Source organism: Rhizobium sp. NZLR1b (assembly GCF_019685155.1).
Classification (GTDB): domain Bacteria; phylum Pseudomonadota; class Alphaproteobacteria; order Rhizobiales; family Rhizobiaceae; genus Rhizobium.
This window is the reverse complement of sequence record NZ_JABDWC010000015.1, coordinates 112,691-129,586: the sequence shown is the minus strand read 5'-3', so window position 1 is coordinate 129,586 and position 16,896 is coordinate 112,691. Positions and strand designations below refer to the sequence as shown.

At 61.6% G+C, this 16,896-nt stretch carries 13 protein-coding genes; 4 read left to right on the top strand and 9 right to left on the bottom strand.

The features are described 5' to 3' along the window. The first annotated feature begins 584 nt into the window (after positions 1-584). Positions 585-2,000: an aspartate aminotransferase family protein gene (locus HJB84_RS21000; protein WP_207580915.1), complete on the top strand. Its 1,416-nt coding sequence runs from the start codon at positions 585-587 to the stop codon at positions 1,998-2,000. A 174-nt stretch (positions 2,001-2,174) separates the two neighbouring features. Here HJB84_RS21000 and HJB84_RS20995 read toward each other — a convergent pair whose 3' ends face one another. After that, entirely contained in the window at positions 2,175-2,597 is a 423-nt protein-coding gene (locus HJB84_RS20995) for a TIGR02594 family protein (protein WP_207580916.1), read from the bottom strand. 638 nt (positions 2,598-3,235) lie between these two features. Between HJB84_RS20995 and HJB84_RS20990 the strand changes: the two genes are divergently transcribed. Next, positions 3,236-5,137: a potassium transporter Kup gene (locus HJB84_RS20990; protein WP_221116770.1), complete on the top strand. Its 1,902-nt coding sequence runs from the start codon at positions 3,236-3,238 to the stop codon at positions 5,135-5,137. A 68-nt stretch (positions 5,138-5,205) separates the two neighbouring features. Here HJB84_RS20990 and HJB84_RS20985 read toward each other — a convergent pair whose 3' ends face one another. Then, positions 5,206-6,786: a Na+/H+ antiporter gene (locus HJB84_RS20985; RefSeq protein ID WP_221116769.1), complete on the bottom strand. Its 1,581-nt coding sequence runs from the start codon at positions 6,784-6,786 to the stop codon at positions 5,206-5,208. A 15-nt stretch (positions 6,787-6,801) separates the two neighbouring features. Beyond that, entirely contained in the window at positions 6,802-7,038 is a 237-nt protein-coding gene (locus tag HJB84_RS20980) for a hypothetical protein (protein ID WP_207580918.1), read from the bottom strand. A 75-nt stretch (positions 7,039-7,113) separates the two neighbouring features. On the opposite strand from HJB84_RS20980, the gene HJB84_RS20975 reads away from it, so the two are divergent. Both HJB84_RS20975 and HJB84_RS20970 read left to right on the top strand, forming a co-directional pair. After that, positions 7,114-7,890, top strand: a complete 777-nt coding sequence (locus HJB84_RS20975; protein WP_221116768.1) for a protocatechuate 3,4-dioxygenase — start codon at positions 7,114-7,116, stop codon at positions 7,888-7,890. A 191-nt stretch (positions 7,891-8,081) separates the two neighbouring features. Continuing rightward, entirely contained in the window at positions 8,082-8,360 is a 279-nt protein-coding gene (locus tag HJB84_RS20970) for a nodulation protein (RefSeq protein ID WP_207584333.1), read from the top strand. A 24-nt stretch (positions 8,361-8,384) separates the two neighbouring features. On the opposite strand, the gene HJB84_RS20965 is transcribed toward HJB84_RS20970, so the two are convergent. From HJB84_RS20965 to HJB84_RS20940, 6 genes are all read right to left on the bottom strand, one after another. Beyond that, positions 8,385-9,875: a right-handed parallel beta-helix repeat-containing protein gene (locus tag HJB84_RS20965; protein ID WP_207580920.1), complete on the bottom strand. Its 1,491-nt coding sequence runs from the start codon at positions 9,873-9,875 to the stop codon at positions 8,385-8,387. Between the two features lie 554 nt (positions 9,876-10,429). Then, positions 10,430-11,917, bottom strand: a complete 1,488-nt coding sequence (locus HJB84_RS20960) for a right-handed parallel beta-helix repeat-containing protein (protein ID WP_207580921.1) — start codon at positions 11,915-11,917, stop codon at positions 10,430-10,432. Positions 11,918-12,226: 309 nt separating this feature from the next. Continuing rightward, positions 12,227-13,435, bottom strand: a complete 1,209-nt coding sequence (locus HJB84_RS20955) for an ABC transporter permease (RefSeq protein WP_221116767.1) — start codon at positions 13,433-13,435, stop codon at positions 12,227-12,229. A 4-nt stretch (positions 13,436-13,439) separates the two neighbouring features. Continuing rightward, positions 13,440-14,579, bottom strand: coding sequence for an FtsX-like permease family protein (locus HJB84_RS20950; protein WP_221116766.1), 1,140 nt, complete (start codon positions 14,577-14,579; stop codon positions 13,440-13,442). Continuing rightward, entirely contained in the window at positions 14,576-15,274 is a 699-nt protein-coding gene (locus HJB84_RS20945; RefSeq protein WP_207580924.1) for an ABC transporter ATP-binding protein, read from the bottom strand. The genes HJB84_RS20950 and HJB84_RS20945 overlap by 4 nt, the downstream gene beginning before the upstream one ends. Before the next feature lie 234 nt (positions 15,275-15,508). Continuing rightward, a complete protein-coding gene (locus tag HJB84_RS20940; protein ID WP_207580925.1) occupies positions 15,509-16,753 on the bottom strand; it encodes an efflux RND transporter periplasmic adaptor subunit in 1,245 nt (414 codons plus the stop codon). Between the last annotated feature and the right edge of the window lie 143 nt (positions 16,754-16,896).

The following is a 16,896-nucleotide window of genomic DNA, read 5'->3' as shown; positions in this document are numbered from 1 at the left end:
GCGGTCGCTTGATCGCTGAGTCTGTCCATTTTGAAGGGTGCAATCTGATGGATGAAGACGAGAAGAATTATCCCGACCATAGAGCACACCAGCGCGTAGACAACGAAATACTTCAATGCATATCCCTCGCTGATTGGCAGAGCGGCCTTGACAGCGGCGCGAATGATATTTCCACATTATTGAATGATACTTGGTAAAATGCAATAGATTTTAAGCAGATGTTAATAATTTCAGAAATGAACAGCATATTGTAGGGTGGTTATTGGAGAGAATAAGAAGGCATCTCCCGCTATGCTCGATTTATCTTAAGCATCCCGGTAAAGGCGAGACGTGCGCCGAAGGCGGCTGCCACTCAAATCCTCCTGTATGTGCCAGGACTTCGCGGGGCTACAGCTCTCGCACTCGTAGCAACGACGATTTCGGGCAGTGCCCTGGGCAGGAGCGCTCGGCATACTGTGCGCCAACCTCAATATGCGTCCTCGAGGCGCGCAACGACAGCGCCGGCGATATCGGCTAAACTGCCTTGATAGAGCAGTTCGCTTTGAGCGGCGGCCCTTCAGGATCGACGACAGAAGGGGATCCGCATGTCGGCAATCGCATCTCTGTTTCAGGAAGCCGCTCGGCTTGCGGCCGCGTTCCGGCAAGCAGCGCCCGCCCGCCATGTGCCCACTCACGACTACGCCGCCTCCCTCGCCGCTTTCGACGAGCCGCTGTCGGCCGCCGGTTCCGATATGCTCGATGTCATCCGGCAGCTCTCGGATGGCGCCGAGCCCGGCCTGCACGCGACGACCGGCCCGCGTTTTTTCGGCTGGGTCATCGGCGGCTCGCATCCGGTCGGTGTCGCGGCTGATTTCCTTACCAGCGCCTGGGGCCAGAATGCCGGAAATCATACTGTCGCTCCGGCCGCGGCCGCCGTCGAGACCGTTGCTGCAAGATGGCTTCTCGATCTCCTGAAGCTGCCGGCCGAAAGCTCGGTCGGCTTCGTGACGGGCGCGACCGTGGCGAACTTCACCTGCCTTGCCGCCGCACGCGGCGAGGTGCTGCGCCAAGTCGGCTGGGATGCCGATGCCAATGGCCTGTTCGGCGGGCCCGAGATCACCGTGCTGATCGGCGACGACGCCCACACGACGGTGTTCTCGGCGCTGCAATTCCTGGGCCTCGGCCACGATCGCGTGCTGCGCGTGCGCACAGATCCAGTGGGGCGGATCGACCTGGCCGCGCTGACAGGCACGCTCGATACGGTCTCCGGTCCCGTCATCGCCATTCTCCAGGCCGGGCAGATCAATACCGGCGCCTTCGACGACTTCGCCGCCATCATCCCCCTCTTGAAAGCGAAAGGCGCCTGGGTGCACGTTGACAGTGCTTTCGGCCTCTGGGCGCAGGCGTCAGTGAAGACCAGCCATCTCAGCCGCGGCATCGAAGCGGCCGACAGCTGGGCGACCGACGGCCATAAATGGCTGCAGACGCCCTATGATTGCGGCTATGCGATCGTCCGCAACGAGCTCGCCCATCGCCGCGCCATGACGATCGCCGCAAGCTATCTGCCGCTCGCCGGCGAAGGCGAACGCGATCCCTCCCATTACGTGCCGGAGCTTTCGAGGCGCGCGCGCGGCTTCGCCACCTGGGCGATGCTGAAACATCTCGGCCGCGAGGGTGTGGCCGCCCTCATCGACCAGTGCTGCGCCTCGGCGCGGCTGGCAGCCGATCTGCTTGCTCGCGAGCCCGGCATCGCCATTCTAAACGAGGTGACGCTGAACCAGCTCGTCATCCGCTTCGGAGCCGACCTGCCCTCCGAAGAAGGCGACGCCCTGACCCGAAAGACGATCGAAAGGATCCAGGCCGACGGCATGATCTTCGCCGGCGGCGCCAAATGGCGCGGCCGCGACGTGTTGCGCCTCTCCGTCACCAATTTCCAAACGACATCGGATCATGCAGAACTGGCGGTGGAGAGCATCATCACCGCGTTCAGGAGTGTCAGCGGCAATTCCTATCCGCGCTAACCTGCAATTGCGTCCGTCGCCAATCCATTGCCTTGCAGAGTCTGGCCCCTGGCACGGCGCGGCGACACAAGCCGCACCCTCTCTCCCACCTCATCCTTGCTGAGGTGCCCGCAGGGCCTCGAAGGACGAGGTCGGCCACCGGCCACGCGCGCGCACTCGGCCTGCAAGCCGGCATCATCGTCGCACTGCGACGACCGAACTGGCGCGATACCTGGACAATTGCACCCGGTTGGATTGATTGCCTCCGAACAGGTAGACGTACTGTCGGCGCTGGTCGATGTGATCGAACAGGCTGACATGGAAGCGTCGGCCGCTTCGGATCACCACCACGTCTCCCCGCCTGGCTGAGCGGAAGAAGACCGGCCTGCCGAAATTTTTCCAGGATATCGCCATATTAGGATTGGGCGGCGGCTGCCGGAAAGATCGCTTGGCGACAAAGGCCAGGAACGCCCCGCACCACGAAACCCTGCGGGGATTGATGCTGAGGAAGGAAATGGAGCGTTCGTGCATGCTCTTGTACTTGGATGCCGTGCCCAGCATGTCCGCCTCACAGGGCACGGCAAGCACCGTGAGGACGATGACGAGAATAACTTTCATAGTTACCCACCATTGTTTGTATAATGTTGAAATTCAGAAATGTGGCAAAGAATAAATCAGGAGCGGCAACGTAGGTGCCAATTATGGCGTGATTTAGAAACAACTAATACTGGCATTTTGGCGGCAAGAATTTGTCCGAAACGAGACCGAAAATCACCCAGTGCAAGCCATCGATCTCGGATGGACACGACCATCGCAAACCCGGCAGAACGCATATTTTGCAGGCAAGTTGGCTAGACATCCGCTATCCGAACGAGGTTCATTCAGAGGCGACGCACCGCACCCCGCAAGTGCTTGAGCGCCAAGATCATTCGCCAGGGAGTTGACGATAGTGTGCGATTTTGGTTGTCACCTATACGAGCTACATTCAAGATAACTATGAATAATACTTTAGATGCGCCAAGTAATACAGTGCACATGGCTCCAATCACCCAGCAAAAGCCGGTAATCACCCCTGCCGGCTACGGACATGAATGCCCCAGGACAACCGACAGCCGCCGCGCGTGTTAACCGTATGGTTGCACCGGTTTGGGCGTCCTGACTGCTCACAAAAAAATCGCACGCCACATCAATTTACTTGCCGTTCTGCAATGCGGCATATGTTTGTGTTCAAGGCCAGGTGGCATGAGCGGGGAACCATGACGTCGACACATGCAGACAGAACGGGTGAAGGTACCGGCCGAAAGGGCTTCGTCGGGTTGGTCGTCGGCGCGATCGGCGTCGTATATGGCGATATCGGCACCAGCCCGCTCTATGCCCTTCGTGAGGCGCTGAGGCCCTTTGCCGCCGATGGCGTCCACGAGGCCGAGGTCGTCGGCCTCATTTCGCTGATGGTCTGGACGCTGACGATCATTGTGACCTTCAAATATGTGCTCTTCCTTCTCAGAGCGGACAATGATGGCGAAGGCGGCACGCTTTCGCTTCTCGCCCTGCTGATGAAGAAGATGGGGCGAAACGTGCCTGTGCTCTTTTTCGCCGGGCTGATTGGAGCGGCTCTGTTCATCGGCGATGCGATGATCACGCCTGCTCTGTCGGTCATGTCGGCGCTCGAAGGCCTGAAGCTCGTCACACCGGCCTTTGCCGAATACGTGCCGCTTGCCTCGGCTGCGATCATGATCGTTCTGTTTGGCGTCCAGTCGCGGGGAACGGCTGCCGTCTCGATGTTTTTCGGGCCGATTACGGTGTTGTGGTTTCTGGCCATGGCGGCGGGCGGTCTGATCCATATCGGTGACGACTGGACAATCCTGGAGGCGCTCAATCCGATCAATGCATTCCTGTTCCTCACCCATGCCGGCACCGTCGGCCTCATCGTGCTCGGTGCCGTCTTTCTGACCGTCACCGGCTGCGAAGCGCTCTATGCCGATCTCGGGCATTTCGGCCGCCGCCCGATCCAGACGGCATGGTTCGTGCTCGTATTTCCGGCATTGCTCCTCAACTATCTTGGCCAAGGCGCGCTGGTTCTCGCCCATCCCGAAACGGCGGCCAATCCGTTCTTTCTAATGTATCCCGATTGGGCCTTGCTGCCGGTGGTTCTGCTTGCGACGATGGCGACGATCATCGCCAGCCAGGCTGTCATCACCGGCGCATTTTCACTGGCCCGCTCGGCGGTTCACCTCGGCTTCCTGCCGCGGTTGCGGATCAAGTTCACATCGGAGACCAACACCGGCCAGATCTACGTGCCGAGCGTCAATCTTCTCCTGCTGATCGGCGTCTTGATGCTGATCTTTTCCTTCCGCGACTCCGAGTCGCTGGCGACGGCCTACGGCATCTCGGTGACCGGAACCATGGTCATCTCGACCATGCTGGTCTTCCAGTTCCTCCGGGCCGTCTGGGGCTACTCCCTCGTGCTCGCCGCCGTCGTGCTGCTGCCGCTCTTCCTCATCGAAGTCCTGTTCCTGGCAGCCAACCTCTTGAAAATCTACGATGGCGGCTGGGTTCCGGTCGCCCTTGCGCTGGCGATCATGATCCTGATGTGGACGTGGACCCGAGGGCAGGCCTATCTGAAGCGGCTGCGTGCCAACAACGAGATCCCGCTCGATTCCTTCATAAGGTCGATCGAACGAAAGTCGGACCATTCGCCGGTCACCGTTCCGGGAACGGCGATTTTCCTGACCAGCGTTCCGGATCGGACGCCGAATGTTCTGCTCCACAATCTCAAGCACAACCACGTGCTCCACCAACAGAACGTCATCCTGAGCGTCTGGACCGAAGACGAACCTTATGTTCCGGACAGCCGCCGCATTAAGATCAGCCAGCTCTCGCCGCGCTTTGTGCGGCTTGATCTCACCTTCGGCTTCATGGACGACCCCGATGTCACCCGAGCGCTCGCCCTCTGCCGGGAGGGAGGGTTCAAGTTCGAGATCATGAAGACCTCCTTCTATCTCGGCCGCCGGAACCTCGTCAGGACGCCGAACACCGGACTGCCCGGCTGGCAGGAGCGCATATTCATGGCGCTGGAAGGCTTGGCGATCGATCCCTCCGACTATTTCAACCTGCCCTCGAACCGTGTCGTCGAGCTCGGTGAACAGGTTGCCATCTAGAGCGTGGCAGCGAAGAGAGCTCCGACAGTTGGCCCGCTTCGCGAGCTCCACGCGTGAGACACTGAACGTCAGGCCTTGGCCGAGATCGCGCTCAGTTCCTCGAGATCGAGATCGCGTTCCAGCTCGTCCAGCGTCTCGTCATCGATGTCGCCGGCGCGGTGGAGACGAATGAGTTCCCGTCGCCCTGTCGCAACCGCTTCGAGAACGACGTCAAAATGAGCATGGAGCAGCGGCACGTAATGCTCGGTTCTCTCGGCGTAGTCGACGATGGCTGTCGCCCTGCGCTGATAGCGCTCCAGCAATTGAGGGTGGATGAGCTTTCCCTCTGCGTCATATGCCAGGTTTTGGACGATCCCGAGCTGCACCTGTGCCATGGCGGCTTCGGCCTGGCTCATTGTCAGGCGCGCTCTTTCCGTCTCCGGCGCCAGCCGCGCCCAAGCAATCACCCGCCCCAATGTCGTGCCCTGTACCAGCACGGTTCCGAGAATGACGGCGAAGGACGTGGCGAGGATGAAGTCACGGCCCGGGAAATCCTCGGGCAGGCTCAGCGCCAAAGCGAGCGTGACCACCCCGCGCACGCCTGCCCAGCCCAGAACGGTCGCCCCGCCTGCTCCGAGCGGCCGGGCACGCGTGAACCCGAGCGCTGCACACGACCTGATGACGAGATCGGAGGCGAAGACCCAGGCGAAACGCGCGACCACGAGTGTCGCGAGGATCGCCAGCATCGGCAGTCCCATCGTCGCGATCACAGTGTTAAAGCCGCCGCCGCGTTCGACGACATCCCGGAGCGACAGCCCGATCAGTGTGAAGACCGCCGCCTCCATAAGGAAGATCATCACCGTCCAGAACGAGGTGCCTCGCATGCGCGTCGCCGCTGAAAATACAGTGTGCTGGTGCCAGGAAGCGATCAGGCCCGTGGTAACGGTGGCGATGACGCCGGAAACATGCAGCAGTTCGCCAAACAGATAGGAAATCCAGCCGAGCAACACGGTGGCGGCGATGATAAGATAGTCGTCGCCGAGATGCCGGATAAGTTTGACCCACGCCGCTCCGATCACGATGCCGACGATGGCGCCGCCGAGCGCCAGCACGAAGAAGTTACCAACCGCCTCCCCCGCGCTGAAGGCTCCCGTTGCGGCGGCGGCAACGGCAAAACGGAAGAGAACCAAGCCGCTCGCATCGTTGAGCAGGCTCTCGCCTTCCAGCAGAATCTGAAGGCGCCTTGGCAATCTTACGCGCTCCAGCACGGCGCGCGCTGAAACCGCGTCCGGCGGCGCAACGATCGCGCCCAATGCCGCGCAGGCGGCCCAGGGAAGTGATGGAAAGATAAGATGGACGACAACAGCCACGACGGCGCAGGTGAAGAGTACCGCGCCGACGGCAAGCGAGGCGATCCCGATCATATGGCGCCGCAGCCGCGACAACGCAATTGACCAGGCGCCATCCATCAGCAGCGGCGGCAGGAAGATGACCAGCACCAGCTCGGGATCGACTGATATCGCCGGCAGCCCCGGCACAAAGGCCAGCAAAGCGCCCCCGGTCAGCAGCGCGACGGACGGCGGCAGTCCGAGCCTGTGGGCAGCATAGTGCAGCGCGATGATCGCCAGAAACATCGCGATAACAAGCTCGAATAAGTGGGTTGGTTCCATGTGCCCTGCCCTGGCTCAGCAACGAATGTCGGATGCCTGCTCCAAAGAGTTACAGCGACGTTGCGCATCTGAAAAGACGCGCCGCGCTGTAAAGGTTGCAAGATCGGAAATGGCTGTTTTGGTCCAGATGCGGCCGAAGATAATTTCCGCCTCTGCCATCAGCGGCCGACCAAGGAGGATATCTGGCAAGCCTATAAGACGCAGCGGGAGCTCGTTGATGGCAAGATTGGAGACTTCGGCCCAGGTTGCCATCAATCATTGTCTGGATTTAATTGGAACTTCCTGCGCATCCTCCTTACACGCTGCGTCTTCAAGAAAGGAAGACATATGAAAAGGCGAACCCTCGTGCTTGGAGGTGCGACTATTGTCGCTTCAACCGTGGCTGCGGCAGCCATCTGGCCACGGCGGCATATCACCGTTGCCGCCAGGACATTCGACTGGAAGGGAACGGATTTCCTGAGCGGCGGCACAAAGTCGGTCGCATTGGAAAAGTTGCCTGCGCCGCTCTTCCGCAGCCGTCCGAATTGCATCGTGACCACCGCCCAGACCCTTGGCCCCTGCCATGTCAACAATATTCCGGCCCGTCAGGACCTCTCGGAAGGAAAGGCGGGGCTGCCGTTGCGGCTGGCCGTGCGCATCGTCCATGCCGCCGATTGCCGCCCGGTCGAAAATGCCGATATCGAGATCTGGCATACCGATCATCGCGGCGTCTATTCCGGACGCGAGGCGGCCGACATGTGTACGCTCGGCGACGCCGAGGCGGTCGGCGGGCTCGCCTTTCGCGGGCGCCAACTGACGGATGCTGAGGGGCAGGCAAGCTTCCTGACGGCCTATCCCGGATGGTACAAGGGCCGCACGCCGCATGTTCACTGCCGCATCCTGGTCGAAGGCAAGGAGCTTCTCGTCAGCCAAATCTATTTCGACGATACGCTGAGCGACATCATTTATGGCGAACATCCGGACTATCTTGGACGCCCTCCCCGCGATACCCGCACTGAAGCCGACGGCCTTATCCCAGAGGATGCCGCCGATCACATGTTCGATTTCGAGAAGCTCGACGGCGGCGTGCTTTCCGCCACCATCACGATCGGCCTCTCCTCCTGAGCGGACAACCCAGGGAGAAAGCCGCCAATCGCCAGCGGTTGACCAAGTGCCTTTCCAATTCTGGCGCGCAATGCCGGGCTCAGCGGAAGACACGCGGCGCTAATCTAATTCCGCATCCGGCATGAAACCAGATGCAGCATTCCTTCGTACTAACTCTCGACAGCAGAATACAGGCAGCGAGGGTCGATGGCATGGTCAGGAATGAAGGTGTAGCACACATCACCCGGCAGGTCGCCGAACAGGGGCTGGCCAGGCTGATGATGAGGCTGCCCGCGACGAGGGCAACGATCCGAGCGGCCGCGGCGAGCCAGCCCCATCTTTACGAACTGTGCGGAGCCTATGGCGAGGCCTGCGCCGTCCTCGATCGCATGCGCAAGGATATGTCGGCCGATCCGGCGATCATTACCGAATACGAGATCATCTGCGCGGAAATCGAAATCGACGTCACCGGGATCCTGCTCGGCGACTGATGAGTTTGCCGCCGGCATCCCCCGTCACGTCAGCACGCCATCCACATGGATGGAAATGCTCAGCGTATCCGTGTCGAAATGATGCGCGACCCCATCGGAGATCTTATAGAGGAAAGTCTCGCTCACGTTTCCGCTAAGCCCGGCAAGCTTCGTCGTGTCGAGCGTGTAGCTATAGTCGCCGTGATCGTCGACATGGATGCTGCCGTATTGGCCGGTCAGCGTCAGGCCATCCTTGCCGACGACCTCGCCCCCGAAGCGGCGAAGCAGCAGGGTCCCATTGGCCGAGCTGTCGTTTTCAAGGAGATTGCCATGATGGGCGCCATCCGTGTCGGCTGAGATTTTCAGGCTGTCATGGGTTGCGACAATCGCCGGGGCCGCGTCCACGTGCGTCGTATCTGCCGCAGTGAGACTATCGTGAGCGAAAAGCGTCGCCTGGGCCTCGTCGAGCGTCGTGTTGTTGCTGACCGGAAAGGTGTTCGCCGCGATGATTGCCGGCGATATGCTGTAGGGCGTAACGTCGCTTGCGATGACATTATCGTGGAAGGCGCCGGATGCAGGTCTGTCGACCTTCAGCGCTGCCTGCGACAGGTCGTCGAAGACGTTGTTATGGATATCGATATCTTCACGAATATAACTGGTGGTGCCGGCAGCGCTGACCGCCACGCCCCATACGCCGTCATGGATATAATTGCCCGAGATATCATAATCCCGCGTATCGCCCTGGTCGCCGAGACCGATGGCGTAGGACCAGCTGTAACCGCCATATCCTGAAATGTCGTTGTCATGGATGGCAATATTCGTGCCCGCCTGAGCGCTCACCCCGAAGCCGCCGCCAACCAGCGTGTTATCCTCGATTAGGGCATTCACAGGCCTGATGAGCGCCAGCACGCCCTTTGTGCTGATGGCACCCGTCTGGTCGAGAACATTGCCGCTGATCAGGATGTTGCTGCTGTCGTTCATCTGCACGGCGTCTGCCGCAGTTCCATGGGCGTTGGTGACGGTATTGTTGATGAGGGTGACGCCGTTGATCTTCTCGATCCAGATGCCGTCGCCGTTCACGTCGTTGATCGTGCTGTTTTCGATGGTGATGTTCGAGCCGGTTCGGAAGGTGACGGAACCGGCCTTGCCTGCCAAGCCGGTGTGATCGACCTCGACATTGCGCACCGTCCAGTTCGAAACACTGCCGCCATAGATGGCTGCACCGCCGGTATCCGAAATCTTGATGTTCTCGATGACGATATTGGAGGCATAGAGGCTGTGAATGCCGTCGCCGGGACTGTGGATGACGGGCGCATCGCCGACCCCGTAGCTGCCGATGGTGATCGGGGCGCTGACGGTGCCGGAATATTTGAGGTCGAGCTGGTCGTTGTACACGCTACCGGCAGCGAGCAGCACACTGTCGCCGGGCTGTAGCTTCAGATTTTCCACCGCCCAGAAGGACGCAAAAGGCGTGTCCTCGCTCGTTCCGCTGTTGCTATTGGCCCCTGTTGCCGAGTTCACATAATAGACTGTCATATCGCCTTGTTCTCGCATTGTCGCGCAGCCCTCTGAATGAGCGGCGACGAGTGGATCGGATGCGGTCGGGGCGAAAGGCTGGAGGGCCTTCTATGCCATACGGCGATAGACAGGCCTTTGGCCTGCCTTGCTCCCGAGAAGCCTGGCGGTGGCTGCATCCTCAATAATACAACTTAAACGTAAACAATATATAAAATAACGACCGAAAGGTGAATGAACGGTAACCTACCTTTTATTGACGGTCAGGCGAGGTACCCAGCAGACCAGTTCTCTTCGGTGGTCGCCCTCGTCCTCGGAGCCCAGGCCCCATCAGGATGAGGCCGAAGAGAAGGTGTGGCTTACCAATCGGTGCACCATTTAGAAGGCACACCGGTCAGCCCTCATGCTTGAGGCACGTAGCCAGCGGGGCGAAGCTTCGAAGGACGAGGGCGGGGTGGCTGAGCGCCCCTAACTCCATCTGAAATATTCGATAGCACTGGGGGTGGCCGCCCTCGCCCTGCGAGGCCCCTTCGGGGCACGTCAGGGTGAGGGCGGCGAGAGGCCGTCCCCTACCCTCAGCTCAGCAAGCCATCCGTATGGATGAAGACAGTCAGCGTATCCGCGTCGCTATGATGCGAGGTTCCATCGTCGACACCATAACTGAAGGACTCGCTCACATGTCCGCTATGGTCGGGGAGCTTCGTGTCATCGAGCGTGTAGGCATAGTTGCCCTCTCTGTCCACGTGGATGGAACCATAGTCCCCGGTCAGAGTCAGTCCGTGCTTGCCCACGCTTTCGTCTCCGAAGCGGCGAAGCACCAGGGTGCCGTTGTCCGAACTGTCGTTTTCGAGAAGATTGCCATGATGGGCGGCGCCCGTATCGGTCAGGATCTTCAGGTTATCATGAACAGCGGCAATCGCCGGATCCGCGGCCGCGTCCGTCACTGCGGCAGCCTTGGTATTCGTGCTTGCAAGCGCCGTCTCGACATTTGCGACCGTATGGTTGTTACTGACGGAAAAGGTGTGCGCGTCAACGACGGCGGGCGACAGGCTGGTGGCATTGACCCCGCTCTCGATGGTATTGTTGTAGAACGTGCCCGATGCCGGCCGGTCTACTTTCAGCGCTGACTGCGTGAGGTCGTCGAAGACATTGTCGTGGACCTTGATATTCGTGAGGGTATAGCTGGTGCCGATGGCGCCGCTGACGGCCACTCCCCAGGCGCCGTCGTGAATATGGTTGCCCGATATGTCGTAATCTCGCGCACTACCCTGATCGCCGAGACCAACGGCGAAAGACCAGCTGTAACCGTGAAATCCGGATATGTCGTTGTCGCGGATGGCGACATTCTTGCCCGCGGGCGCACTGATGCCGAAGCCACCCCCGGTGAGCGTATTATTCTCGACCACCGCATCCGTGGCCCGCACCAGCGCGATCACCCCCTTCGGGCTGCTGGCATCAGTCTGGTCGAGATGATTGCCCTTGATCAGAATATTGCTGCTGTCGTTGACCTGCACGGCATCGGCCGTCGAGCCATTGGCGCTGGTGACGGTATTGTTGAGAAGTTTGACGCCGCTGACCTTTTCGATCCAGAAGCCGTCGCCTTTGACATCCGATATCTTGCTGTCTTCGATCGTGACGTTCTTGCTGTTCCTGAAGGTGACGGCACCGGCGTTTTCCGACATTCCCGACTTGGCGATCTCGACATTGCGGACCGTCCAGTTCGTGACATCGCCGCCATAAATGGCCGCACCGCCCGTGTTCGATATCTTAAGGTTCTCGATGACAATGTTCGACGCATAAAGACTGTGGATACCGTCACCGCCGCTATGGATGACAGGTGCGTCCCCCGTCCCGTAACTGCCGATCTTGATCGGCGCGCTCGCGCTGCCGGAATTTTTGATATCGAACTGCTCGTTGAACACGCTGCCCTTGGCGAGAAGCACGCTGTCGCCGGCTTTCAGCGTCAAAGATTCCACTTTGGATAAAGTCGCAAAAGCTGATTTCTCGCTCGTTCCGCTGTTCTGATTGGAGCCGATTGCTGAATTCACATAATAGGTTGTCATATCGCCGTGTTGCCTTGTTGGTCGGATCGCTATGAGCCGCGAGAATCGAATCGGTATCGGTCGATCCGACGCAGCGGGGGCAACCGGCCACGGCAAGAAGGCGACAAGATGTTGTCAATGCGGCAGCGAGAAGGTTCGCGGGCCTTCTTCCACAGGCAAACACCCCAGTCGACTAAGATATTGGAAAGATGCAACTTATCCGAAAAATATCCGGCGCGGTAATTGCATGAACCGACGGCGTCGCACGGTTCTGTGATGACTGGGCCGCAAAGCGCGCCGACCGAGGGCGGGTGACAATCACGGCGCCTCCTACCCCCTCGCCCGCAACGCCGAACTCAGCGGCAGCCGGGCAGCCGCCAGCGCCGGCAAGGCGCCGCCGAGGATGCCGATCGCAAGCCCCAGCACGCCGGCAGTCAGGATCACATCAAACGTCACATCGAGTTGGAACGCCATTTTGGTGTTGTTGGCGCCCATTGTGCTCGCCTGCCAGCCGTTAAAGGCAAGGCGGGAGGCGAGGATGCCGAAACCCGCGCCAGCCACGGAAAGCAGCCCCGCCTCGAACCAGGTAGCGGCGAAGGCCGGCAGGCTGGAAAACCCGAGCAGGCGCAGCGTGGCGATCTCGACGCCGCGGTCGGAGACCGAGTTCATCATCGTGTTCAAAGCGCCCGCCGTCGCGCCGATCGCCATCAGCAGCGCGATTGGCCAGCCAAACAAGCGGATCAGCCTCTCGGTCCGCTCGGCCTGCGCGGCATAGAGATCGGCCTCCGGGATGGCGGTGAGCGGCGTGCCCGGTATATCAGATAGGCGCTGGCGCAGCGTCGCCAACGCTGTTGCGGAGTCGACGCCGGCAAGCTTCACGCGCAGGCTCTGCACCTGCCCCTGTCGGTCGAAGGCCGATTGCACCGCGTCCAGATCCGCCCAGATTTCGGATTCGAAGGCGCTGCCGCCGGCGGTGAATTGGCCGGCGACGGTCCAGTCGACCGCGCCGAACCGTACCGTCTGGCCGACGCCAAAGCCGGGGAAAGCCTCTGCGATGCCGGCGCCGACGACGATCTCGCGCGCGCCTGATACAAACAGCCGCCCTTGCGAAAGCCGGGCGCGGCCCCGGAGATCGATCCCGGCCCGGTCCATGCCCCGCAGCGACAGCGTCTGCTCGGCACCGTCGCTCCCCTTTACATCGATCGGCACGATGGTCTCGCGCGACAGCGCCAGCCCGCCGGCGCCATCGCGCGCAATCCCGGTATCGCCGCTCATGGCAGTCAGGCTGCGGATCGCATCGGCCGGCACGTCCGAGCCGGTCTCCTGATTGGTGCCGCCGCCGAGGATGATGGCGATATCGGGCGAGCCGGCGCCGGCAAGAGCGGCCTCGAAGCCGCGCGCCATCGCCAGAAAGCCTGACAAAACAGCGACCACGAGGGCGACCGACAGCACCATCGACAGCGAAATCCACAGCCGCCGCGGCAGGCTTCCGAGGTTGACTCTGATCATGAGAAAGGTCTGCTTGAGCGCTGATGACATTGGATTATCTCGTTCTGAAGGCGTTGACGATTGGCAGGCGCATGGCGTTCAGGGCCGGCAACAGCCCGGTCAGCAAGCCAAGCCCCACAATGATCGCGGCGGACTTGAGCAGTACCTCAAAGCTGAAGACGAGGCCGAATTCCGGCCCGATGGAGAAAGTTGCGAGCTTGGCGAGGAGGAGCCCACCGGCGCCACCGACGGCGAAGATGAACAGCGTCTCGCCGAGAATGAGCGCCATGATCGCCCCGCGAGAAAAGCCGAGCACCTTCATCACGCCGATCTCGAAGCGGCGCTCCCTGATGGCGAAGAGCATGGTGTTGACCGATATCATCAGGATCGTCACGAAGGCGGCGCCGACGACGAGGCTGACGATCAGCCCGACATCGGCAAACTGCCGCAGAAAGGCCTCGAGGAACTGCTTTTCCGATTGCGTCCGGGTCTGCGCCGCCGAATTGGTAAAGAGCGCATCGATGCGCGCCGCCAGCGGGCCTGAGGCGACACCTTCGCGCGGGCGCACCACGAAGGCGTCGACCGTATCCTTGTCGCGCGCGCGGGCGGCATTGACCATGTCGTAGCGGGCGAGCATGAAATAGGTGTCGGTTCCGGCATCGGAACCCTCGAAGATGCCTGATATGGTGAAGCTCCAGTTCCGGCTGCCGTCGGCCTTCATGATCTGGCTGGTGACGCCGATGCGCTGGCCGACCGACCAGCCCTGCGCCTCAGCCAATGCCCTGCCGACGAGCACCCGGTCGCGACCCTCTTCCAGCGCCGCGATCAGCTCTGGCGTCAACCCGAGTTCGGCGCCATTGGCGGCGGCAATCGCCTGCGGATCGACCGCGCTGACGGCCACGACATTCTTCTCGACCTCGACGAAGCCTCGCATGCGCGCCGTATAGGCGACGGCCGCGACATCACCCTCCGCGGCGATTCGGTTGAGATAAGCAAAAGGCAGCGGCAGCCCCCGGCCTGATTTGTTGAAGACGCCGAGCAGATTGTCGCTGGCGCCGGCCGCGCTCTGGCTGCCGGTGACGAAACTCGCCGTCAGCCCGTAGATCAGGAAGGCGATGCCGACCGAAAACATCAGCAAAACGGCGCGTAGCCGTTTGCGCCAGGCATTGCGCCGCATGAGCTCGACGAAGGTCATCGGCTTTCCCCCTCGACGAATTCGCCCTTGTTGAGATGCAGCGTGCGCCGGGCAAAGGCGGCGGCCTCGGGATCATGCGTGACCATGATGATGGTCTTCCGAAGCTCGCGATTGAGGAGGCCCAGCATCTCGAGGATATCATTCGCCGATTTCCGGTCGAGATCGCCGGTCGGCTCGTCGCAGAGAATGAGATCGGGATCGGAGACGATGGCGCGCGCAATGCCGACGCGCTGCTGCTGCCCGCCCGACATACTCGACGGAAACTGCCGCTGCCGCCCGGTAAGCCCGACGAGATCCATGACCGTATCGACGCGCGCCCGCCGCTCCTTGCGCCCCAGCGGCTTGAGCAGCAGCGGCAGCTCGATATTCTCCGCCGCATTCAGCATCGGCAGCAGATTGTAGAATTGGAAGACGATGCCCATGCTGTGCGCCCGCCAGGCGGCTCTTGCACCCTCGCCCATCTGCTCGAGATGGCTGCGCCCGATGCGGATCTCGCCGGCATCGGGGCTGTCGATGCCGCCAAGCAAATTCAGCAGCGTCGATTTCCCCGAACCCGACGGCCCCATCACCGCAACGAAATCGCCGCGCGGAATGGAAAGGTCGAGCCCCGAGAAGATCGGTATGGTCTTCGCCCCGATCCTGAACGCCTTCTTGACGCCGGCAAGCGCGATATATGGGTCTTGAATGTCGGTCATGCTCTGCTCCTTGGTGCTTCGTTGATCCGTGGCCGGTAACCGGTGGCCGCCCTCGTCCTTTGAGGCCCCTGTGGGGCACCTCAGGATGAGGTCGGAGAGAAGTCGCGGTTTGCCGCGCCGCAAGCCGCAGCTACCCAGCACAGCAATCATCCCCGGCCAGACGGCACGCCAACCCGCCCTCATTCTGCGGCACTGAGGCCGAAGGCGGAGCCCCGCCGGCACCCCAATCAGCCCTCATCCTGAGGTGCGCAGGCCAAAGGCCGGAGCCTCGAAGGACGGGGGCGAGTGATGGGCACCACCCGCCGACGCACCCACATCCGCCCCCTCACCCACCACCAGCCGGATGAGCGCAGCCATGGCAGGCCGCATGCCTGGCGGCGGAGACGCCAGCGACAGGCGCAGCGTCACCGTCCCCTTCTCCCGCGAAATGACAGGCGCGATCTTCGACACCTCGACCTCAAAGGGCTGGCCGGGAAAGCCGTCGAGCACCGCCTCGCCTGACAAGCCCGGCCGCATCAGCGCGATATTGGCTTCGGCCACATCGGCATCGATGACCAGGCTCGCCATATCGGTAATGACGAGCAGGCTTTCATCCTCCCGCACGCTGTCCTCGCGCGACAGCACCGTGTCGCCGACATGCGCGTCGAGCCGCGTGACAGTGCCGGAGATCGGCGCACGCACAGTCAGCGCCTCCACCTGCTCACGCGCCTTGTCGATCTCGAGTTCCGCTTTTTTGACATCCTGTCTTGCCTGCTGGGCTGCATTCTCGGCCCGGTCGACAGCTGTCCCCGCCTCCTCCAGCGCCTGCGCCGACATCGCATCACGTCGGGCGAGCCGCCCTGCGCGCGCAAGCGACGACCGCGCCTGCGCTAGTTCGATATTCCTCGCATCAAGTGCCAATGCCGCCGCCCGCCCGGCAATCTCCACGCCCCGAAGCGAAAAGCCCGCGCCGGCATCGTCGAGCCGCACCAGCACCTGCCCCGCGACGACGCTATCGCCCGCCTCCACCCCGACCGCGACAATCCGGCCCTCATATTTGGAAAAAACGGTGGTGATAACGAGTGCGGTGACATAACCGGAGCCGGTGATTTCCCGGGTCGAAGCAGTCGTGCCCTTCGCTCCATCCTCGATCGGAGTCCGTACCCCCTCAACGGCGGCACCGCGCCTGGCTGGCGCCTCCACCCCATCGGCGGATATCCCAAGGTCGCTGCCCGAAAACCCCGCAAGCGCGGTCTCGATTCGCTGCAGCGCCTCGGATCCATTGGAAAGAACCGCCGCCAGCGATGCCGCCGCCGCAATGACGAGCATTGCGCCAGGGGTCGTGCGCCGCCGGGCATGAGGCTTCGGCGGCTCTGTCTCGAAGGCCGCGGGCTCGATCGAAAGCGATCTGAGCTTGGCGGCAAGGTCTCGGTCATGTTCGGATGTGGTGTTCATGCCGGCAAACATCGCCGACCCGGCAGAAATCGCGACCTGGAACACGATCCAGGGAGTCCTCGATCGCGATTGTGTACGTGGGAGTGGCCGGCCTCGTCCTTCGCGGCCCCTGCGGGGCGCCTCAGGATGAGGGCGGAGAGAGGTCGCGGTCGGCTCACCGGCAGCCGCCATCGCTTCCCTAGAGGCGG